Here is a 16,954-nt window from a genome sequence, read left to right as displayed (position 1 = left end):
GAATTGCTCCTTGTCACAGTCGTTCCAGCGCTTCCACAAACGTCGCGAGGTCGGCCTTCTTCGGCGGCCGCCGGCCGGGCTCGGAGAGCGTCAGCCAGAGCGGTTCGCCCAGCAGCTCCCGGGCGCGGCGCGGATCCGAGGCACGGGTGAGCCCGTGCCGCAGCCGCAGCCGCTCGTCGGTCAGCTCGGCGAGCACCGGCAGCACGTTACGCGAGAACCGATCGGCGTCCGACTGCGACCAGTCCAGGCGCTGCTCCCAGCGGCGCACCGAGCTGCGCAGCGAGTCGGCGGCGGCCCAGTGGTAGGCCGCGCTCTCCTCGCCGCGACTGCTGCGGGCGGCGCGTGGCGCGGGCGGCGGCGCCACCTCGGACACGGCCAGCATCAGCAGCCGCAGCGCGACGAACGCGGACACGATGATCAGGATCGACACCCGGATGCCGGCGATCCGCAGCCCGGCCACGGTGACCAGGGTGGCGACCGCGACCAGCAGCAGGTTGCGGATGATCCAGCCGGCCCGGGACGGCGGCCGCTCCGGCTGCGGCTCGGCTTCGATCTCGGGGGCCGGCTCGCGGGCCGAGGCGAACAGGTCGTCGAGGCCACCGGCCTCGCGCTCGCGGCTCACGCGTGCACCGCGCCGGCGCCCAGGTCGGCGCGCAGCCGCTCGAGCGCGGACCGGGCCTGCACACGCATCTGGTCGTCCACCGTGCGGGTGGCGTAGCGCGCCTGGCGGTAGACCTCGAGCAGCGCGGCGAGCACGCCGGCGTCCACCTGTTGCTCGCGCAGCAGCCGGCCGACCAGGTCGGTCGGGCTGTCCCCGGCCAGCCGGGCGGTGCCGGCCGCGGCCGCCGCCTGCTCCAGCCGCACCCAGCAGGCGATCACCGCGCGACGGGGGTCACGGTCGGTGTCGGAGAGCTCCTCGATGCCGGCGTCGAGCGCGGCGACCAGGTCCTCGGCGGTGTTCGGCTCGGGGCGGCCCGGCTCGCGGCGGCCGGCCCGGCGGGCCCGGCGGCGGGCCTGATCACGAATGATCGCCCAGACCAGCAGCGCGACCACGATCAGCGCGGCGATGCCCAGCACGACCAGCGCGGCGGTGCCGACCCAGTCGGGCAGGCCGGTGGCCGGCTCGGGGCCGCTGCCGGTGCCCTCCTCCGCATTCGCCGTGGCCAGCGGCTGGGTGGGCAGCAGCGGCGCGGAGTCGGTCTCCTCGGCGGCCGGGTTGATCCGCTCGAGTTGCGGCTCGGAACGGGTGGCCGCGACCGAGGCGAGGAAGAGCAGCCCGAGGACGGCGGCCAGCGGCCACCAGCGACGAAGTGCGGCGAGATCCATCGAGCACGCATCATGCCAGGCCCGCGAGGGCTTTGGCACGGGCCAGCACCTCGTCGAGCATCGCCGGGGTGAGCCGGCCGGTGAACGTGTTCTGCTGCGAGACGTGGTAGCAGCCCAGCAGCGCCGGCGTCGCGGGCACGCTGACCTGGGCGCCGTGCCCGAACTTCGGGCGTGGGACGGGCGGGCGGAGGCCGTACACGGAAGGGAGGGCCGGCCACCACGCGGCCCAGGCGAACGCGCCCAGCGCGACCACCACCCGCAGGGTCGGCTTGATCAGGGTGAGCTCGCGATGCAGCCAGGGCGCGCAGGTGTCGCGCTCGACCGGCAGCGGCTTGTTGTCCGGCGGCGCGCAGCGCACCGCCGCGAAGATCCGGGTGTGCGCGAGGGTGAGGCCGTCGTCGCGGGACACGCTGGTCGGCTGGTTGGCCAGGCCGGCCCGGTGCAGCGCGGCGAAGAGCACGTCACCCGATCGGTCGCCGGTGAAGATGCGGCCGGTGCGGTTGCCGCCGTGCGCGGCCGGCGCCAGGCCGAGGATGCCGATCGAGGCGTCCGCGGGACCGAACCCGGGAATGGGACGGCCCCAATACTCCTGGTCACGGAATGCCGCGCGGCGCTCGTGCGCGACCTTCTCCCGCCAGGCGACCAGGCGCCCGCAGGCGAAGCAGTCCGCGATCGCGGCGTCGAGGCGCGGCAGGTCGGGCGCGTGCGCCGCGTCGGCGACGACCTCTTCAGCAGTACGGGTGGGCACCCGCCGATTATCGCGGCTTGAGGCAGAGCAGGTAGCCGCCGCTGCTGGTGCTCGAGTAGACGATGAACTTCTCGCCCTCGTTGAAGAACTTGTCGCACTCCGGACTCTCGGTGTCGGTGACCCCCGCGACCCGCCCGGTGACCTGGAATTGCGCGTCCGCCGACCCGCAGTCGACCACCTTGGCCCGGGCCGCGATCTGATCGGTCACCTCGGCGCCCGGGCCGCTGACGCAGTCGCCGACCTGCGCCGATCGGGCGTGGTCGCCGAACAGGTAGGCCTTGACCGCGAAGACCGAGACACCGACCGTGAGCGCCAGCAGGATCCGGATGAAGATCTTGAAGGCGATCGATCCGCGCCGAGGCGCGGCCGCGATCGGCGGCTCGAGCGTCTGCTGGTCGGGCTCATTCACGGTCGTGACGGTACCGACTCGGCGCCACCGCCGCGACCCCCGGGCCCCTCAGTTGCCGGGCGCGGCCGGTGACGATGGCGCCGCCGGGGCGGCCGGCGCGGAGGGCGCCGACGCGGACGGACCGGGGAACACGAACGGAGCGTTGTGGGCGCAGTACGGATAGGTGTCCGGGGTCAGCTCCGCGCTCGCCACCACGCCGTTCTCGGTCTGCGCGTAGTCACAATAGGGTGAGCCGAGCCGGATCGGCTGACCGTCCTGATCGAACAGTCGCGCCCCCTCGATCAGCTTGCCCTGCTGGTCATAGACGAAGACGTCCTGCACGTGGCTGTACGGGTCGTTGTAGTTCACGTCCATGTAGTCGCTCTGCCGGCTGCTCGAGTCGGCGTTCATGAACCCGGCCAGCGCGATCAGCACCAGCACCGCGGAGCCCGCGATGTGCCCGATCCGCGGGCCCGGCTTCAGTTCGAAGCGACGCCGGCCGAACCAGATCGAGGCGAGGACGCAGACGGAAAGCAGCAGCAGCGCGATCACATCACTGCCACCGACCCGGGGCAGCAGGCCGATCGGGCTCCGCTGTTCGAGACCGTCGGCCAGCACCATGGCGATCAGATAGCCACGCAGCACCCACCATGCCGGGCGCAGCAGGGCCAGGAAGTCGCTGGCTTTCGCGCTCCCGAAAAGGGGTCCGGTCTTGTGGTCGACGGCCCGCAGCCGGCGCGCCCAGGCCTCGCGCAGGTCGAGCAGCGGGCGGGCGCGCGACGGCGGCGGCGGGTCGGGGAAGCCGCCGCCCACATAACCCGCGCTGGCGAGCAGCTCGGCCGCATAGACCGACGGCGGGCCGAGGCGCTCGGTGAGCGTGCCGACGTCGTCGGCGAGCACCTCCGCCAGGTGCTCGGCGAGGTCCTCGAGCAGCTCGTCGCGGGTCGCCTCGGGCAGCCCTGCGAGCGCGGCCCGGACCGCCTCGACATATTCGCCGATCTCGTCGGTCTCGGTTGCGTTCACGCCGTCCCCCGCTCGCGAAGAAGATCGTCCATGGTCGTTGCGAACTCGTGCCAGATCTTGCCCGAGCGCTGCAACTCGGCCCGGCCGGCGGCGTTGAGCGCGTAGTACTTCCGGTGCGGTCCCTCGTCGCTGGGCACCACGTAGGTGTTCAGCAGGCCGCCGTTGAAGAGTCGCCGGAGGGTGCCATAGATCGAGGCGTCGCCGACCTCCTCCAGACCCGCGGTGCGCAGCCGGCGGAGGATGTCATAGCCATAGCCGTCCTCGTCGCGCAGCGCCGCCAGGACGGCCAGGTCGAGGACGCCTTTCAGCAGCTGCGTCGTATCCACGCGATGCACACTACTGTGCATTGCGAAGTAGCGTCAAGGAACGCTAGCCGAGGGCCAGACCGTAGGCGATGCCGTCCAGGATGTCGTGCTCGCTCGCCGTCACGAAGTGCTTCTCGGCGCGTTCCATGATGATCCGCAGGATGAGCGCGCCGGCTCCGATCACGTCGGCCCGGCCCGGGTGCATCACCGGCAGCGCGAGGCGCTCCGCCACGGTCATCGCGAGCAGGTCGGCGGTCACCTTGGCGACCTGGTCGGAGGAGAGCACCGCGTGGTGGATGCGGCTCGCGTCGTACTCCGGAAGGTCCAGAGCCAGCGCCGCGACGGTGGTGACCGAACCGGCCAGCCCGACCAGCGTCCCGGCGAGGCGGCCGGGCACGGCCGCGAGCGCCTTGTCCACCGCCGCCGTGATGTCCTTCTCGGCCGCCGCGATCTCCTTCGCCGTCGGCGGATCGGAGAGCTTGTGCCGCTCGGTCATCCGCACGCAGCCGATGTCCATCGAGATCGCCGCCTCCACCGCGCCGATCCCGGTGACGAACTCGGTCGAGCCGCCGCCGATGTCCACCACCAGGAAGGGCGGCTCGCCGGTCAGGCCGTGCACCGCGCCGGTGAAGGACAGCGCCGCCTCCTCCGCGCCGCTGATCACCTCCGGGTCGATGCCGAGCACCGAGCGGACCATCGTGCGGAAGTCGTCCGCGTTCTTCGCGTCCCGCGACGCCGAGGTGGCCACCATGCGGACCCGCTCGATGCCCAGTTCGGCGATCTCCATCGCATAACCCAACAAGGCTTGACGGGTACGCTCGATCGCCGCGTCCTGCAGCCGCCCGGTGCGGTCCACGCCCTCGCCCAGCCGGACCAGTTCCATCCGGCGGGCCACATCGGTCAGCCGCTCGCCGCTCACGTCCGCGATCAGCAGGCGGATCGAGTTGGTGCCGCAGTCGATCGCCGCGACTCTCATGGCTTCTCTCTCACAGGTGCAGCAGCATTCTCGTGTTTCCCAACGTGTTCGGCTTGACCCGTTCCAGCTCCAGGAACTCGGCGACGCCCTCGTCGTAGGACCGCAGCAACTGCTCGTAGACCGTGTGCGGCACCGGCGCCCCGTCGATCTCGGCGAATCCGAACGAGGAGAAGAACGAGGTCTCGAAGGTCAGGCAGAAGACCCGGGCCACGCCCAGCGCGCGGGCCACGTCGAGCAGCTCGGAGACTATCCGGTGGCCGATCTTGAGACCGCGGCAGGCGGGATCGACGGCGACCGTGCGGATCTCCGCCAGGTCCTCCCACATGACGTGCAGGGCGCCGCAGCCGACGACCTGCCCGGCCTCGTCGGCGGCCACCCAGAATTCCTGGACGCTCTCATAGAGCGTGACCGTAGCCTTGCTGAGCAAGCGCCGGTCCGCCGTGTAGGTGTCCACCAGCGCCCGGATGGCCTTGACGTCGGATGTGCGCGCCCGGCGCACCTGGATCTGCATCACTGCGCCTCGGCCACGCAGGGCCCGCCACTCCACCAGGGCCCGATGGCGTCGCGCACCTCGTCGCCGAACGGGTTGACCCCCGGCCCGGCGGCCAGCGCGTGGCCCAGATGGACGTGCAGGCACTTCACCCGGTCGGGCATGCCGCCGGCGGACACCCGCGCGATCTCCGGCACGTCCTCGATCGCGGTGCGCCGGGCCAGGTAGTCCTCGTGCGCCTTGGCGTATCGCGCGGCGAGCTCCGGGTCGGTGGACAACCGCTCCTGCATGTCGCGCATCACGCCGGCCGACTCCAGCCGGCTGCACGCGGCGGTGGCGTGCGGACAGGTCAGATAGAACAGCGTCGGGAACGGCGTGCCGTCGTCCAGGCGCGGTGCGGTCTCCACCACGTCCGGATTGCCGCACGGGCAGCGGTGCGCGATCGATCGGGTGCCACGGGGGCGGCGCCCGAGCTGAGCCTCGACGATGTCCAGATCGGTCTGTTGGGGGGTATCCATGTGCTCTCTTGCTACACCTAGCTCTTGGGCTCCGAGTTGGCGGCTTCCAGGCTGGACCACATCGTGTCGTACCAGCGGTCGGGCGCCGCGGCGACCGGGGCCTTGCCGGCGTCCCGGGCCGCACCCTCCGGGTCGTTCAGCACGATCAGCGGCACCTCGCCCGGCTTCACGTAGAAGAGCCGGGCGCGCGCCTGCGACTCCACGTATTCCGGGTCCTGCCAGAGCGCCACCTCATCGGCCTTGTCGGCGATGAACTCCCGCTGGTCCTGCTGCGCCGCCTTGGCCTTGGCGATCTGTGACTCCTGGGCGAGGTAGGTCCGCACCGGATAGGTGTATGCCAGCACCAGCGCCACGAACACCACGATCAGGACGGTGGCGCGGCCGGTGAACGCCTTGGGCCGGGGAGCGACCGTCCGTTTCACCGCGCTCTTCGCGCCCGCGGCGCGCCGGGCCGCCACCGGACGGGCGGCCTTGCCGGCGGCCCGCGGCTCGACCCGGGTCGATGCGGTGTCGCGCACCCGCACCCGCTGTGTGGGCCGGGCAGCGCGGCTCGGGCGGCGCGCCGGACCCTGGCCGCTCGGCATGCGGCGCTGCGTCATCCCCGCCCTCCCCGGTGTCACCTGGTCATGGAGTTGCGGCACCAGCTACGGAGAAAGTATGCCCCGCGACGTCGATGCCACAACTCACATGATCCGTCGTGCGGTGACTATGCGGTGCGGTAACGCGGGAACGCGCCCGCACCGGCGTACCGGGCGGCGTCGCCCAGTCCCTCCTCGATGCGCAGCAGCTGGTTGTACTTCGCGACCCGGTCGGACCGGGCCGGGGCGCCGGTCTTGATCTGGCCGCTGCCGACCGCGACGGCCAGGTCGGCGATCGTGGTGTCCTCGGTCTCACCCGACCGGTGGCTCATCATCGTGCGGAAGCCGGCCCGGTGCGACATGTCGACCGCGTCCAGCGTCTCGGTCAGCGAGCCGATCTGGTTGACCTTGACCAGCACCGCGTTGGCGGCGCGCTCGGCGATGCCGCGCCCGATCCGGATCGGGTTGGTCACGAACAGGTCGTCGCCGACGATCTGCAGCTTGTCGCCGAGCTGCGCGGTCAGCGCCGACCAGCCGGCCCAGTCCTCCTCGGACAGCGGGTCCTCGATCGACACGATCGGATAGGTCTCCGCCAGCTTGGCGTAGTAGTTGATCATTTCCTCGGTCGACTTCGGCGAGCCCTCGAACACGTACGACCCGTCCTTGTGGAACTCGGTCGCCGCCACGTCCATGGCCAGCACGATGTCGGTGCCCAGGTTGAAGCCGGCCGCGGCCACCGCCTCGGCGATCAGGTCCAGCGCCGCGGCGTTGGTCGGCAGGCTCGGCGCGAAGCCGCCCTCGTCGCCCAGCCCGGTGGACAGACCCTTCTTCTTCAGCACGGACTTGAGCGCGTGATAGACCTCGGCGCCGGTCCGGACCGCCTCGGAGAACGTCGGCGCCCCGATCGGCGCGATCATGAACTCCTGCACGTCGACGTTCGAGTCGGCGTGCGCCCCACCGTTCAGGATGTTCATCATCGGCACCGGCAGCAGGTGCGCGTTCGGCCCGCCCAGGTAGCGGTAGAGCGGCAGCTCGGCGGAGATCGCGGCGGCCTTGGCGACGGCCAGCGACACGCCCAGGATCGCGTTGGCGCCCACCTCGGACTTGTCCGTCGTGCCGTCCACGTCGAGCATCTTGTAGTCGATCAGCCGCTGCTCGTCGGCCTCGTAACCGATCAGCTCGTCGGCCAGCCTGTCCTCGACGTTGCTGACCGCGTTCTGGACGCCTTTGCCCAGGTAGCGGCTCTTGTCGCCGTCACGCAGCTCGATCGCTTCGAACGCGCCGGTGGACGCCCCGGACGGGACCGCGGCGCGGCCGACCGAGCCGTCGTCCAGGCCGACCTCGACCTCGACGGTCGGGTTGCCTCGCGAGTCCAGGATCTCCCGGGCGACGATCACTTCGATGGTGGCCATCTGTCTGCAGCTCCTTGCGTTCGTTACGGGTTTGCCGCGACCGCCACCTTGCGGCCGACCACGAGCGAAGCGTATCGAGCCGCGCTCGCGGCCGTGGCAGCGCCCTTGAATGCCTCCCCAATGCCTCAGGCCTGGTCGCGGGATGCCGATCTCACAGAGGTCATGAGCGAACAGCTGCTACCCCCACCAGGCACCCTCGTCGAGCTGACCGCCGCCGACGAGCCGCTGACCGGCGTGCGCGTGATCGACGCGGGCACGCTGTCGCTGGCGCCCGCGCTGGCGCCGCCGGTCGGGGCCACGGTCACGCTGCGCTGGCCGGCCGGCCCCCGCGGACGCTATGTGCTGACCGTCACGGTGGCCGCGGTCGAGGAGAGCCGGGTCGAGGTGACGCCGGTCGGCCGGCCCGAGATCGAGCAGCATCGCAACTTCGTGCGCGGCGGCGGGGGCGAACAGGTGATCCTGCGCCGGCCCGGGTCGGTGGACGCGGCCGGCTGGATCCGCGACATCAGCGAGCAGGGCGTACGGGCGCACTTCGCGGACGTGACGCTGCACGCCGGTGACGAGATCCGCCTGCGCGTGCAGCTGGACGAGGAGATCCTGGAGCTCACCGCGGTGGCCACCAAGGTCGACTCGCTGCGGCAGCGATTGCCCCAGCGCGGCCCGATGTCGGTCGAGGTGGTCGCCACGCTGGTCTCGGACGAGTCCCAGGCCCAGGTGATCCGCCGCTACGTGCTGCGGCAGCAACTGCTGGCCCGCACCAGGTCCGGTTCGTGACGCTTCGGTAGCTCTCCGCACAGGTGGGTAATTCGGTTTGCGCCCGGTTGCGCTCATCCGCTTAGGTGGTCTGCGTGCTCGCCACCCGAAGCCGCGCAGCCGCCGGTCTGCTGACCGCGTTGCTGCTGCTGGCCGGGTGCGGCGACGACGCGGCCTCGGCCCAGGGCATCGCCCGCAACGACCTGGTGTCGGCGATGGCCACCCAGCTCACCGCGTCCGGCACGCTGACCTACACGGCGTCCTACCATCTGTCCGGCGGCGGCAGCGCCACCCTGGCCCAGGCGCAGAACCCGCCGCGGGCGTCCTACGACTTCCCGGCCGGCCGCCTGCTGATCACCGACGAGACGGTCACCGCCTGCACCGCGGACAAGCCGCCGGCCTGCACGATCGCGGCACGGCCCGGGGGCGGCGCGCCGGTCGCGGCCAAGTCATTCGGCGCGGCCCAGCAGAGCGGGCTGGCCGCACCGGCCACCGTGCTGGCCCTGCTCGACGCGGCCGCGCTCGACGCCGCGGTCACCGTCCAGGCGCGCGACACCACGATCGCCGGCCACCACGCCACCTGCCTCGACCTGTCCGGCGTCGACGACGCGACGGCCCGCGAGTTCACCGCCTGTGTCACCACCGACGGCGTGCTGGGCAGCTTTCGCGGCACGCTGAGCGGCGCCGGCATCGACATGACCATGACGGAGTTGGAGGCCGACGCCCCGGCCGGCGCCTTCGATCCCCCGGCCGGCGCCCGCATCACCTCTTAGGCGACCGAGACGCCCAGGTGCGCCTGTAAGAAGTCGTGCAGCCAGTCGCGGCAGCGCACCAGATCGGCGGTGATGTCGTCGAAGACGGCCGGATCGACCGGGTGCTCGTCGGTCCAGAGGCGGCGCAGCGCGGCCTGGCTCACCGCCAGCCGCACCCCGGCCGCCTCGACCGCCGCGACGATCTCCTCGCGCATCGGCGGGGCCACCAACTGCACCGACCCGCGCGCGGCGGCCAGCGGCTCGCCCGGCCGCGCGAAGACCGCATCCGCGTCTCCCCCGGCCTGATCGGCGCCGATCCAGGCGAGCAGGTGCTCGAGATCGGTGGCCGCCACGGTCATCCGGCCGATCGTGGCCAGCGTCGCATCATCAAGATTCAGCACCGGCCCAGCCTCCCACGCGATTCAGACGCCGAGGAGCGTTCTCAGATGGCGGGGTGGCGGGGAGCCGTGCGAGAGCATCGCGTCGTGCCAGGCCTTGGGGGTGGCGCCGAACGGACGGGCCGCCGCGATCGCCGCCATCTCGCTGTATCCCACGAAGTAGGTCGACAGCTGGGTCGAGGTCAGCAACGCCCGGCGCCACTTGCCCTCGGCCTCGCCGCGCTCCTGGAAACCGACGGTGGTCATCAGCGCCATCGCCTCGGACTCCGGCATGTCGGTGCAGTGCACCAACTGGTCGATCATCGCGTTGAGGCTGGTGCGCAACTGCATCTTGAGCTGCTGCAGGCGCACCGGGAGACCGCCGAAGCCCAGGCCGGCCATCAGCTCCTCGGCATAGACCGCCCAGCCCTCCACGAACGGGCCGGACCCGCCGATCGCTCGCACCCGGGTGCGAGCCCGGAACCGCCGCGCGTGCGCGATCTGCAGGAAGTGGCCGGGCATCGCCTCGTGCACCGTCAGGTTGCGAAGCAGATGGTTGTTGTACTCCCGATAGAGCGACTCGACCCGGTCCGGCGGCCAGTCGTCGGGCGCCGGCGCGATGCAATAGAACGTCGGCATGTCGGCGGGCTCGAACGCGCCCGGCGCATCGCAGTAGGCCACCGCGATGCCCCGCGCGAACGGCGGCATCTCCTCGATCACGCACGGGTCGTCGAGCACCGTCATCAGGTCGTGCGAGCGCACGAAGTCGGTCGCCTCGTCGAGCGTCACCCGGGCCAGGTCCACGATGGTGGCGTTGTCGGGGTGCTCGGCGGCGAGCTGGTCCAGCGCCCGCCGGGCCGTCTCGTCGGTCGCCTTGCCGCCGATCAGCGCGGCCGCCGCCTCGCGCAGCTCCGCGCCGACCTCCACCACGTTGTGCTGCGCGCGGGACAGCACCTCGGCGGCGGACAACTCGGTGTCCAGCGTGTGCCAGAGCCGCGCCTCCCACAGCGGCCGCCCGAGCCGCGGATCACGGCCCGGCAGGTCGAGGCGGGAGCGCAGCCAGGCGCCGAAGGACTTCAGCTCGGCCACCGCCGCGGCGGCCGCCGGCTCGATCGCCGACCGCAGCGTCGGCTCCTGCTCGAGCAGCGTCGGCACCTCGTCGCGGATCAGCGCGGCCACGCCGGCGAACTGCCCCATCGCGGTCTCCGCGTGAATCCGCGGCACGTCGCGCAGCACCGCCCGGGCCGTCGCCAGCGCATCGGGGATCGCGGCCAGCCGGCCGCCGAGGCTGGTCAGCCGCTCGTCGACCGGCGCGAACGGCCGCGCGATCAGCGCGTGCAGAAGCGGCCCGGGGTTGTGCACCAACGGGTTCCACTCGTGCTCGCGCACGTCGGTGAGCTCGAACAAACCACGCTCCACGCGCGCCGACAGGATGGCGTGGTCGACCTGCTCCTCGGCGTCGAACGCGTCCGGGTCGATGCCGGCCAGCGCGTCGGCCGCCTCGCGCAGCATCACGGCGTGCTCCGCCACCGCGCCGGGCGAGAGGTCGGGCAGCCGGTCGTCGAAGCGGTGGTCGCCCACGTCGGTCGCCAGCTGCGGGGAGGACTCCAGGATCGCGTCGACGATGCGCTCGGCGGTGATCACGAACTCCGGCATGCCAGCAACCTACCCGCCCGGTCCGACACTTTGCCCGATGAGCAACGGGCTTACTCGGCGGCGCGGACCGCTTCCGCATAGGCCAGGACCGCCCGGCGCAGCGCGGCCTCGGCGTCCTCGCCGACCGCCCGCGCCTGCGCCACCTGCCTGAGGAGCACAGAACCCAGATCAACACCGTCAGGCAGCGGTACGCGCACCCCGCCGCGGTCCGCCCGCTGCAGGATCTTCGCCGCCAGGGCCAGCGCGGGCTGACTCAGCGCCACCCCGTCGAGCACCGAGTCGCGCGCCTTCTCCTGCTGCTTGATCCGCTCCCAGTTCTCGGTGATCGTCTCCACCGAGTCGACCACCTCACCGGCGAACACGTGCGGGTTGCGCCGCACCATCTTGTCCACCAGTGCGCCGGCCACGTCGTCGACCGACCAGCGCGACTCCTCCGGCAGGTCCTCGGCCAGCCGCGCGTGCAGCACCACCTGCAACAGCACGTCGCCGAGCTCCTCGCGCAGCGCGTCCAGGTCGTGCGCCTCGATCGCGTCGTACGCCTCGTAGCTCTCCTCGAGCAGGTATGGCGCCAGGGTCTGATGCGTCTGCTGCCGTTTCCACGGATCGCCGCCGGGTGACGCCAGGCGGTCCATCACCGCCACCGCGTCGAGCAGCCGGGCGCCGGGCGGGTCCCAGGAGCCGTACATCAGCTCGAGCTCGGCCAGCTGGGGCTCGCGGGCCAGCCGCAGGCCCAGATGCCGCGCGAAGTCCTGGTCACCGGTCGGGCCGGCGAGCCACACCACGGTCGCGTGGACGGCGAGTTCGCGCACCAGAAGCTCGGGGTCGGGGTCGATCACCGTGACCGGCACGCCGACCGTGCGCAACGCTTCGGCCTGGGCCGACTCCGCGGCGGCGAGCACCGGGTGGGCCCGCAGCACGTCCCACGCGGCCGCCGTCAGCAGCCCGGCGGGCAGGCGTGGCGAGGTGACCAGCAGAACGATGCGACCGGGCACCGGGTCAGCCCGCGCTGGTCACCGGTGCGGACTCGGAATCCGTCAGCGGCACCGTGATCAGCTTGATCTCCTTGCCGTCCTGCATCTGCACCGAGTAGAGATCGATCTCGGCGCCGGCGAAGCGCGGGTTGACCTTCACGTCGAGCTGGTCGAGCCGGCTCTGCAGCTCCTTTTTGACCGCGCTCTGCCCGGCGACGTTTTGCAGCAGCTGCTGGATCTGCTGGTCCTGCACCGTCTTGAACTGCTCATAGGTCACGTCCGGCGGGAACGCGCCGGCCGCCTGCAGGGTGTCGAAGACCGGTCGCAGGTCGGCATCGGACGGCGCGGCAGTGGCCGAGTCCTGGAAGATCAGGCCGGAGAGCACCCGGTATTCCGTGTAGAGCCGGACGTATTCCGCGGTGGCCGGCAGGCCGACCTGCTTGGCCGCGTCCGCCAGTGGCAGGGTGGCCGGGACGGCGACGTTGCGCTCCTTGGCGAGCCGGGTCAGCAGGTCGTGGACGACCATGGTGCCGACCACGTCGGGCCCGCTGATCGGCACGGTGACCGGCTTGGTGGCGCCGGCCTCGGCCTTGTCGACGGCGGTCTTCTTGTCCGCCGGGGACAGGCCGGCCTCGTTCTTCTCCGCCGCGTCCAGGGCGGCGGCCGCCTGGGTGTCGCGGATCGTCTCGAGCTTGGCGCGCGCGTCGTCGAAGACCCGCTGCACCTGGGCCACGCTGAACTGGGTGCCCGCGCCGTAATAGACAGCCACGTCCGGCTGCACACGACAGGCGGAGAGGCCGGCGACGGTCAGGGTCGCGACGACAGCCAGAGAGGCGAGACGGCGAACACGCAGCATGCCGATGACTCTCTCACGGCCCCCGACCCACCCGCCGCCGACCCCCGGAAACCGAATCATGCGCTGACCGGAGCCGGCACATCGCCCAGGATGTCCTTCAGCAGCTGGGCGCACCACTGCAGCAGGGCCTGGTCGCGCAGCGGTTCGCCGCCCACCCGGCGAGTCTGCGGCCGGGGCACGCTGACCTGGTCGTTCGCTGTCTTGTAGACGGAGTCCGGGTGGTAGCGCTTGAGCCGCATCTGCTTGGAGTCGGGCAGCGGCATCGGCGAGAACCGCAGGTGCTTGCCCTGCACCGAGACGTCGGTCAGACCGTAGGCCCGGGCGGTCAGCCGGAACCGCGCCACCGCGATCAGGTTGGCCACCTCGGTGGGCGGCTCGCCGTAGCGGTCGGTCATCTCGGCGACCACCTCGTCGAGGCGGGCCGCATCACGCGACTCGGCCAGCTTCCGGTACATCTCCAGCCGCAGCCGCTCGACCGCGATGTATTCCGTCGGCAGGTGCGCGTCGATCGGCAAGTCGATCTTGACCTCCGGCTCCTCCTCCGGCCGCTCGCCCTTGAACTGGGCCACCGCCTCGCCGACCATCCGCACATAGAGGTCGAAGCCGACGCCCTCGATGTGGCCGGACTGCTCGCCGCCGAGCAGGTTGCCGGCGCCGCGGATCTCCAGGTCCTTCATCGCCACATACATGCCGGCGCCGAGCTCGGTGTGCTGCGCGATGGTGGCCAGCCGCTCGTGTGCCTGCTCGGTGAGCGGCTTCTCCCGCGGATAGAGGAAGTAGGAGTAGGCCCGCTCGCGGCCGCGCCCGACCCGGCCGCGGATCTGGTGCAGCTGGGCCAGGCCGAGCAGGTCGGCGCGCTCGACGATCAGGGTGTTGGCGTTGGGGATGTCGATGCCGGACTCCACGATGGTCGTGCAGACCAGCACGTCGAAGTCCTTCTCCCAGAAGCCGACCATCACCTTCTCCAGCGCTTCCTCGCCCATCTGGCCGTGCGCCACCGCGACCCGGGCCTCGGGCACCAGCTCGCGCAGCTTGCGGGCGGCCTTGTCGATCGACTCGACCCGGTTGTGCAGATAGAAGACCTGGCCGTCGCGCAGCAGCTCGCGGTGGATGGCCGCGGCCACCTGCTTCTCGTCGTAACCGCCGACGAAGGTCAGCACCGGGTGCCGCTCCTCCGGCGGGGTCGCGATGGTGGACATCTCGCGGATGCCGGTGATCGCCATCTCCAGCGTGCGCGGGATCGGGGTGGCCGACATGGTCAGCACGTCCACCGAGGCCCGCAGCGCCTTGAGCTGCTCCTTGTGCTCGACGCCGAAGCGCTGCTCCTCGTCCACGATGATCAGTCCGAGGTTCTTGAACTTCGTCGAGTTGGACAGCAGCCGGTGGGTGCCGATCACGATGTCCGCGGTGCCGGCCGCCGCCTCCTCCAGGGTGAGCGTGGCCTCCTTGGGCGTCTGGAAGCGGGACAGCTGCTTGATCGACACCGGGAACTGGTTCATCCGCTCGGTGAACGTGTTGAAGTGCTGCTGGGCGAGCAGCGTGGTGGGCACCAGAATGGCCACCTGCTTGCCGTCCTGCACCGCCTTGAACGCCGCGCGCACGGCGATCTCGGTCTTGCCGTAACCGACGTCGCCGCAGATCAGCCGGTCCATCGGGACGGCCAGCTCCATGTCCTGCTTGACCTCGATGATGGCGGCCATCTGGTCGGGCGTCTCGGTGTAGGGGAACGCGTCCTCCAGCTCGCGCTGCCACGGGGTGTCCGCCCCGAACGCGTATCCCTGCGAGGCCTGCCGGGCCGCGTAGAGCTGGATCAGCTGCGCGGCGATCTCGCGGACCGCCTTGCGGGCCCGGGCCTTGCTCTTCTGCCAGTCCGACCCGCCCATCTTGTGCAGCGTGGGCGACTCGCCGCCGACATAGCGGGACAGCTGGTCGAGCTGATCGGTGGGCACGAAGAGCCGGTCGCCGGGTTGCCCGCGCTTGGACGGCGCGTATTCGATCACCAGGTATTCGCGCTCGGCGCCATTTACCACGCGCTGCACCAGCTCGACGTAACGACCGATGCCGTGCTGCTCGTGCACGACGTGGTCGCCGGCCCGGAGCTCGAGCGGGTCGATCGTGTTGCGCCGCCGGGACGGCATCTTGCGCATGTCCTTGGTGGACGCGCCACGCCCGCCGGTGATGTCGTTGCCGGTGATCACCGCGAGCTTGGACGCCTCGTCGACGAAGCCGTGGTTGAGCCCGCCACAGGTGACCAGCAGCTGACCGGGCTCGATGGCGGTCGGGATGGAGTCGACCGGGGTGACCCCGAGCCCGGCGTCGCGCAGCAGCTCGGTGGCCCGCTGTGCGGTGCCGTGGCCCTCGAAGACCAGCGCGATCGCCCAGCCGGCGGACGACCAGCCGGACAAATCGGACGCGAGCCGGGCGGTGTCGCCGTGGTAGAGCGGCACCTGCTGGGCGGACAGGGCGATCGCGTCGCCCTGGTCCGGCGCGACCTCCACGGCCGGCGCCTCCAGCCACGGCAGATCTTCGGCGGCGGCGTCCGCCTCAGCGATGCCGAATGGCGAGACCGTCCACCATGGTTGCCGGAGCGTCGCGGCGTGCGCCCGCACGTCGCCCAGCGTGCGGAAAGCGGCCGCGCCCACGTCGATCGGCGCGTCGCCACCCACCGCCGCGGCCGCCCAGGAGGCCTCGAGGAACTCGGCCGAGGTGCGGGTCAGGTCGTGTGCCCGGGTGCGGATCCGCTCGGGGTCGCAGAGCAGCACGTGGGTGCCGGACGGCATGCAGTCGATCAGCAACTCCATGCTGTCGGTGCCCTGCAGCAGGGCCGGCGCCAGCGACTCCATGCCCTCGACCGGGATGCCGTCGGAGAGCTTGTCCAGGATCTCGGCCAGCTCCGGGTGCTGCACCGACAGCTCGTATGCCCGCACCCGCACCTCGGGCGTGAGCAGCAGCTCGCGGCAGGGCGGCGCCCACAGTCGCTCGACCGGGTCGATGGTGCGCTGGTCGGCCACCGCGAAGGTGCGGATCTCCTCGATCTCGTCGCCCCAGAACTCGACCCGGGACGGGTGCTCGTCGGTGGGCGGGAAGACGTCGAGGATGCCGCCGCGCACCGCGAACTCGCCGCGCTTGGTGACCAGGTCGACCCGGGCATAGGCCATGTCGGTGAGCCGCCGGGCGACCCCCTCGAGCTCCGCCTCACGGCCGGTGATCAGCTCCACCGGCTCGAGGTCGCCGAGCCCCTTGAGCTGTGGCTGCAGCAGACTGCGCACCGGCGCGACGACCACCTGCAGCGGGTCGCCCTCGGGGTGGGCCAGCCGGCGCAGCACGGCGAGCCGGCGGCCGACCGTGTCGGATCGCGGCGACAGGCGCTCGTGCGGCAGCGTCTCCCAGGACGGGAAGACCGCCACCCGGCACGGGTCGATCAGGCAGCCCAGCGCGTCGGCCAGGTCGTCGGCCTCGCGGCTGGTGGCGGTGACGGCGAGCACCGGACGGCCGGCGCCGCCGATCTCGCCGGGGGCGGTGACCGCGGCGACCACGAACGGGCGCAGCGCTGCGGGCGCGGTCAGGTCGAGTGCGTCGGAGTCGGCCCCGCCCTTGTGGGCGAGGTCGCGGGCGCGGGCAAGCCCACGGTCGCGCAGGGCGGCCGGGATCAGACCGGACAGTTGCACGGGGAGGTCTCCTAGCAAAGAGCACGGCGAACAACCCCAGACGCCCGAGAGGGCGGGGGTTCGACCACAAGCTTAGTCCGCCCCACCGACACAAAATGCGGGTCGCCGCTATCGGACAACATGTCCGACATAGGCACTGATAGCTCATAAAGACTCC

At 71.6% G+C, this 16,954-nt stretch carries 18 protein-coding genes; 2 read left to right on the top strand and 16 right to left on the bottom strand.

Annotation, left to right across the window (positions count from 1 at the left end; genetic code table 11):
* Positions 1-13: 13 nt before the first annotated feature.
* The 11 genes from ACZ6TI_RS10805 to eno form a co-directional block, all read right to left on the bottom strand.
* Complete coding sequence (locus ACZ6TI_RS10805) at positions 14-622, bottom strand: hypothetical protein (RefSeq protein ID WP_465344776.1); 609 nt, start codon at positions 620-622, stop codon at positions 14-16.
* Positions 619-1,326: a DUF4129 domain-containing protein gene (locus tag ACZ6TI_RS10800; RefSeq protein ID WP_465344775.1), complete on the bottom strand. Its 708-nt coding sequence runs from the start codon at positions 1,324-1,326 to the stop codon at positions 619-621. The genes ACZ6TI_RS10805 and ACZ6TI_RS10800 overlap by 4 nt, the downstream gene beginning before the upstream one ends.
* 10 nt (positions 1,327-1,336) lie before the next feature.
* Positions 1,337-2,074 (bottom strand): uracil-DNA glycosylase, encoded by a 738-nt coding sequence (locus tag ACZ6TI_RS10795; protein WP_465344774.1) that lies wholly within the window; start codon positions 2,072-2,074, stop codon positions 1,337-1,339.
* A gap of 7 nt (positions 2,075-2,081) precedes the next feature.
* A complete protein-coding gene (locus ACZ6TI_RS10790) occupies positions 2,082-2,483 on the bottom strand; it encodes an LppU/SCO3897 family protein (RefSeq protein WP_465344773.1) in 402 nt (133 codons plus the stop codon).
* Positions 2,484-2,531: 48 nt separating this feature from the next.
* Positions 2,532-3,485: an HAAS signaling domain-containing protein gene (locus ACZ6TI_RS10785; RefSeq protein WP_465344772.1), complete on the bottom strand. Its 954-nt coding sequence runs from the start codon at positions 3,483-3,485 to the stop codon at positions 2,532-2,534.
* Complete coding sequence (locus ACZ6TI_RS10780) at positions 3,482-3,811, bottom strand: PadR family transcriptional regulator (RefSeq protein WP_465344771.1); 330 nt, start codon at positions 3,809-3,811, stop codon at positions 3,482-3,484. The genes ACZ6TI_RS10785 and ACZ6TI_RS10780 overlap by 4 nt, the downstream gene beginning before the upstream one ends.
* Positions 3,812-3,854: 43 nt before the next feature.
* The gene (locus ACZ6TI_RS10775; RefSeq protein WP_465344770.1) at positions 3,855-4,766 is read right to left on the bottom strand and encodes a Ppx/GppA phosphatase family protein; all 912 of its coding nucleotides are present in this window, start codon (positions 4,764-4,766) and stop codon (positions 3,855-3,857) included.
* Positions 4,767-4,776: 10 nt separating this feature from the next.
* Entirely contained in the window at positions 4,777-5,277 is a 501-nt protein-coding gene (locus ACZ6TI_RS10770) for an amino-acid N-acetyltransferase (RefSeq protein ID WP_465344769.1), read from the bottom strand.
* Positions 5,277-5,774: a DUF501 domain-containing protein gene (locus tag ACZ6TI_RS10765; RefSeq protein ID WP_465344768.1), complete on the bottom strand. Its 498-nt coding sequence runs from the start codon at positions 5,772-5,774 to the stop codon at positions 5,277-5,279. Before ACZ6TI_RS10765 ends, ACZ6TI_RS10770 begins: the two co-directional genes overlap by 1 nt.
* A 17-nt stretch (positions 5,775-5,791) precedes the next feature.
* A complete protein-coding gene (locus tag ACZ6TI_RS10760; RefSeq protein WP_465344767.1) occupies positions 5,792-6,373 on the bottom strand; it encodes an FtsB family cell division protein in 582 nt (193 codons plus the stop codon).
* Between the two features lie 107 nt (positions 6,374-6,480).
* Positions 6,481-7,764 carry a phosphopyruvate hydratase gene (gene eno, locus ACZ6TI_RS10755; RefSeq protein WP_465344766.1) on the bottom strand — a complete coding sequence of 428 codons (1,284 nt, stop codon included), beginning with the start codon at positions 7,762-7,764 and terminating at the stop codon, positions 6,481-6,483.
* Between the two features lie 162 nt (positions 7,765-7,926).
* Between eno and ACZ6TI_RS10750 the strand changes: the two genes are divergently transcribed.
* Entirely contained in the window at positions 7,927-8,538 is a 612-nt protein-coding gene (locus tag ACZ6TI_RS10750; RefSeq protein ID WP_465344765.1) for a hypothetical protein, read from the top strand.
* 74 nt (positions 8,539-8,612) lie between these two features.
* The gene (locus ACZ6TI_RS10745; protein ID WP_465344764.1) at positions 8,613-9,290 is read left to right on the top strand and encodes a hypothetical protein; all 678 of its coding nucleotides are present in this window, start codon (positions 8,613-8,615) and stop codon (positions 9,288-9,290) included.
* Here ACZ6TI_RS10745 and ACZ6TI_RS10740 read toward each other — a convergent pair.
* From ACZ6TI_RS10740 to mfd, 5 genes are read right to left on the bottom strand one after another with little or no spacing between them, the layout of a single operon-like run.
* The gene (locus ACZ6TI_RS10740; protein WP_465344763.1) at positions 9,287-9,670 is read right to left on the bottom strand and encodes a hypothetical protein; all 384 of its coding nucleotides are present in this window, start codon (positions 9,668-9,670) and stop codon (positions 9,287-9,289) included. The two genes, ACZ6TI_RS10745 and ACZ6TI_RS10740, sit on opposite strands and share 4 nt — an antisense overlap.
* A gap of 21 nt (positions 9,671-9,691) precedes the next feature.
* Positions 9,692-11,302 (bottom strand): DUF885 domain-containing protein, encoded by a 1,611-nt coding sequence (locus ACZ6TI_RS10735; RefSeq protein ID WP_465344762.1) that lies wholly within the window; start codon positions 11,300-11,302, stop codon positions 9,692-9,694.
* Positions 11,303-11,352: 50 nt separating this feature from the next.
* The gene (locus ACZ6TI_RS10730; RefSeq protein WP_465344761.1) at positions 11,353-12,294 is read right to left on the bottom strand and encodes a nucleoside triphosphate pyrophosphohydrolase; all 942 of its coding nucleotides are present in this window, start codon (positions 12,292-12,294) and stop codon (positions 11,353-11,355) included.
* A gap of 4 nt (positions 12,295-12,298) precedes the next feature.
* The gene (locus tag ACZ6TI_RS10725; RefSeq protein ID WP_465344760.1) at positions 12,299-13,129 is read right to left on the bottom strand and encodes a hypothetical protein; all 831 of its coding nucleotides are present in this window, start codon (positions 13,127-13,129) and stop codon (positions 12,299-12,301) included.
* A 56-nt stretch (positions 13,130-13,185) separates the two neighbouring features.
* Positions 13,186-16,797, bottom strand: a complete 3,612-nt coding sequence (gene mfd / locus ACZ6TI_RS10720) for a transcription-repair coupling factor (RefSeq protein WP_465344759.1) — start codon at positions 16,795-16,797, stop codon at positions 13,186-13,188.
* Between the last annotated feature and the right edge of the window lie 157 nt (positions 16,798-16,954).

The organism is Actinoplanes sp. NPDC051388, assembly GCF_055586225.1.
Note: the sequence above shows the minus strand (reverse complement) of the source record. Positions and strands in the feature narration are given on the sequence as shown.

Coding starts and splice junctions, on each gene's coding strand:
- eno (WP_465344766.1), bottom strand. CDS start 7,764: ATGGCCACCATCGAAGTGATCGTCGCCCGGGAGATCCTGGACTCGCGA.
- ACZ6TI_RS10760 (WP_465344767.1), bottom strand. CDS start 6,373: ATGACGCAGCGCCGCATGCCGAGCGGCCAGGGTCCGGCGCGCCGCCCG.
- ACZ6TI_RS10725 (WP_465344760.1), bottom strand. CDS start 13,129: ATGCTGCGTGTTCGCCGTCTCGCCTCTCTGGCTGTCGTCGCGACCCTG.
- ACZ6TI_RS10750 (WP_465344765.1), top strand. CDS start 7,927: ATGAGCGAACAGCTGCTACCCCCACCAGGCACCCTCGTCGAGCTGACC.
- ACZ6TI_RS10765 (WP_465344768.1), bottom strand. CDS start 5,774: ATGGATACCCCCCAACAGACCGATCTGGACATCGTCGAGGCTCAGCTC.
- ACZ6TI_RS10800 (WP_465344775.1), bottom strand. CDS start 1,326: ATGGATCTCGCCGCACTTCGTCGCTGGTGGCCGCTGGCCGCCGTCCTC.
- ACZ6TI_RS10735 (WP_465344762.1), bottom strand. CDS start 11,302: ATGCCGGAGTTCGTGATCACCGCCGAGCGCATCGTCGACGCGATCCTG.
- ACZ6TI_RS10775 (WP_465344770.1), bottom strand. CDS start 4,766: ATGAGAGTCGCGGCGATCGACTGCGGCACCAACTCGATCCGCCTGCTG.
- ACZ6TI_RS10770 (WP_465344769.1), bottom strand. CDS start 5,277: ATGCAGATCCAGGTGCGCCGGGCGCGCACATCCGACGTCAAGGCCATC.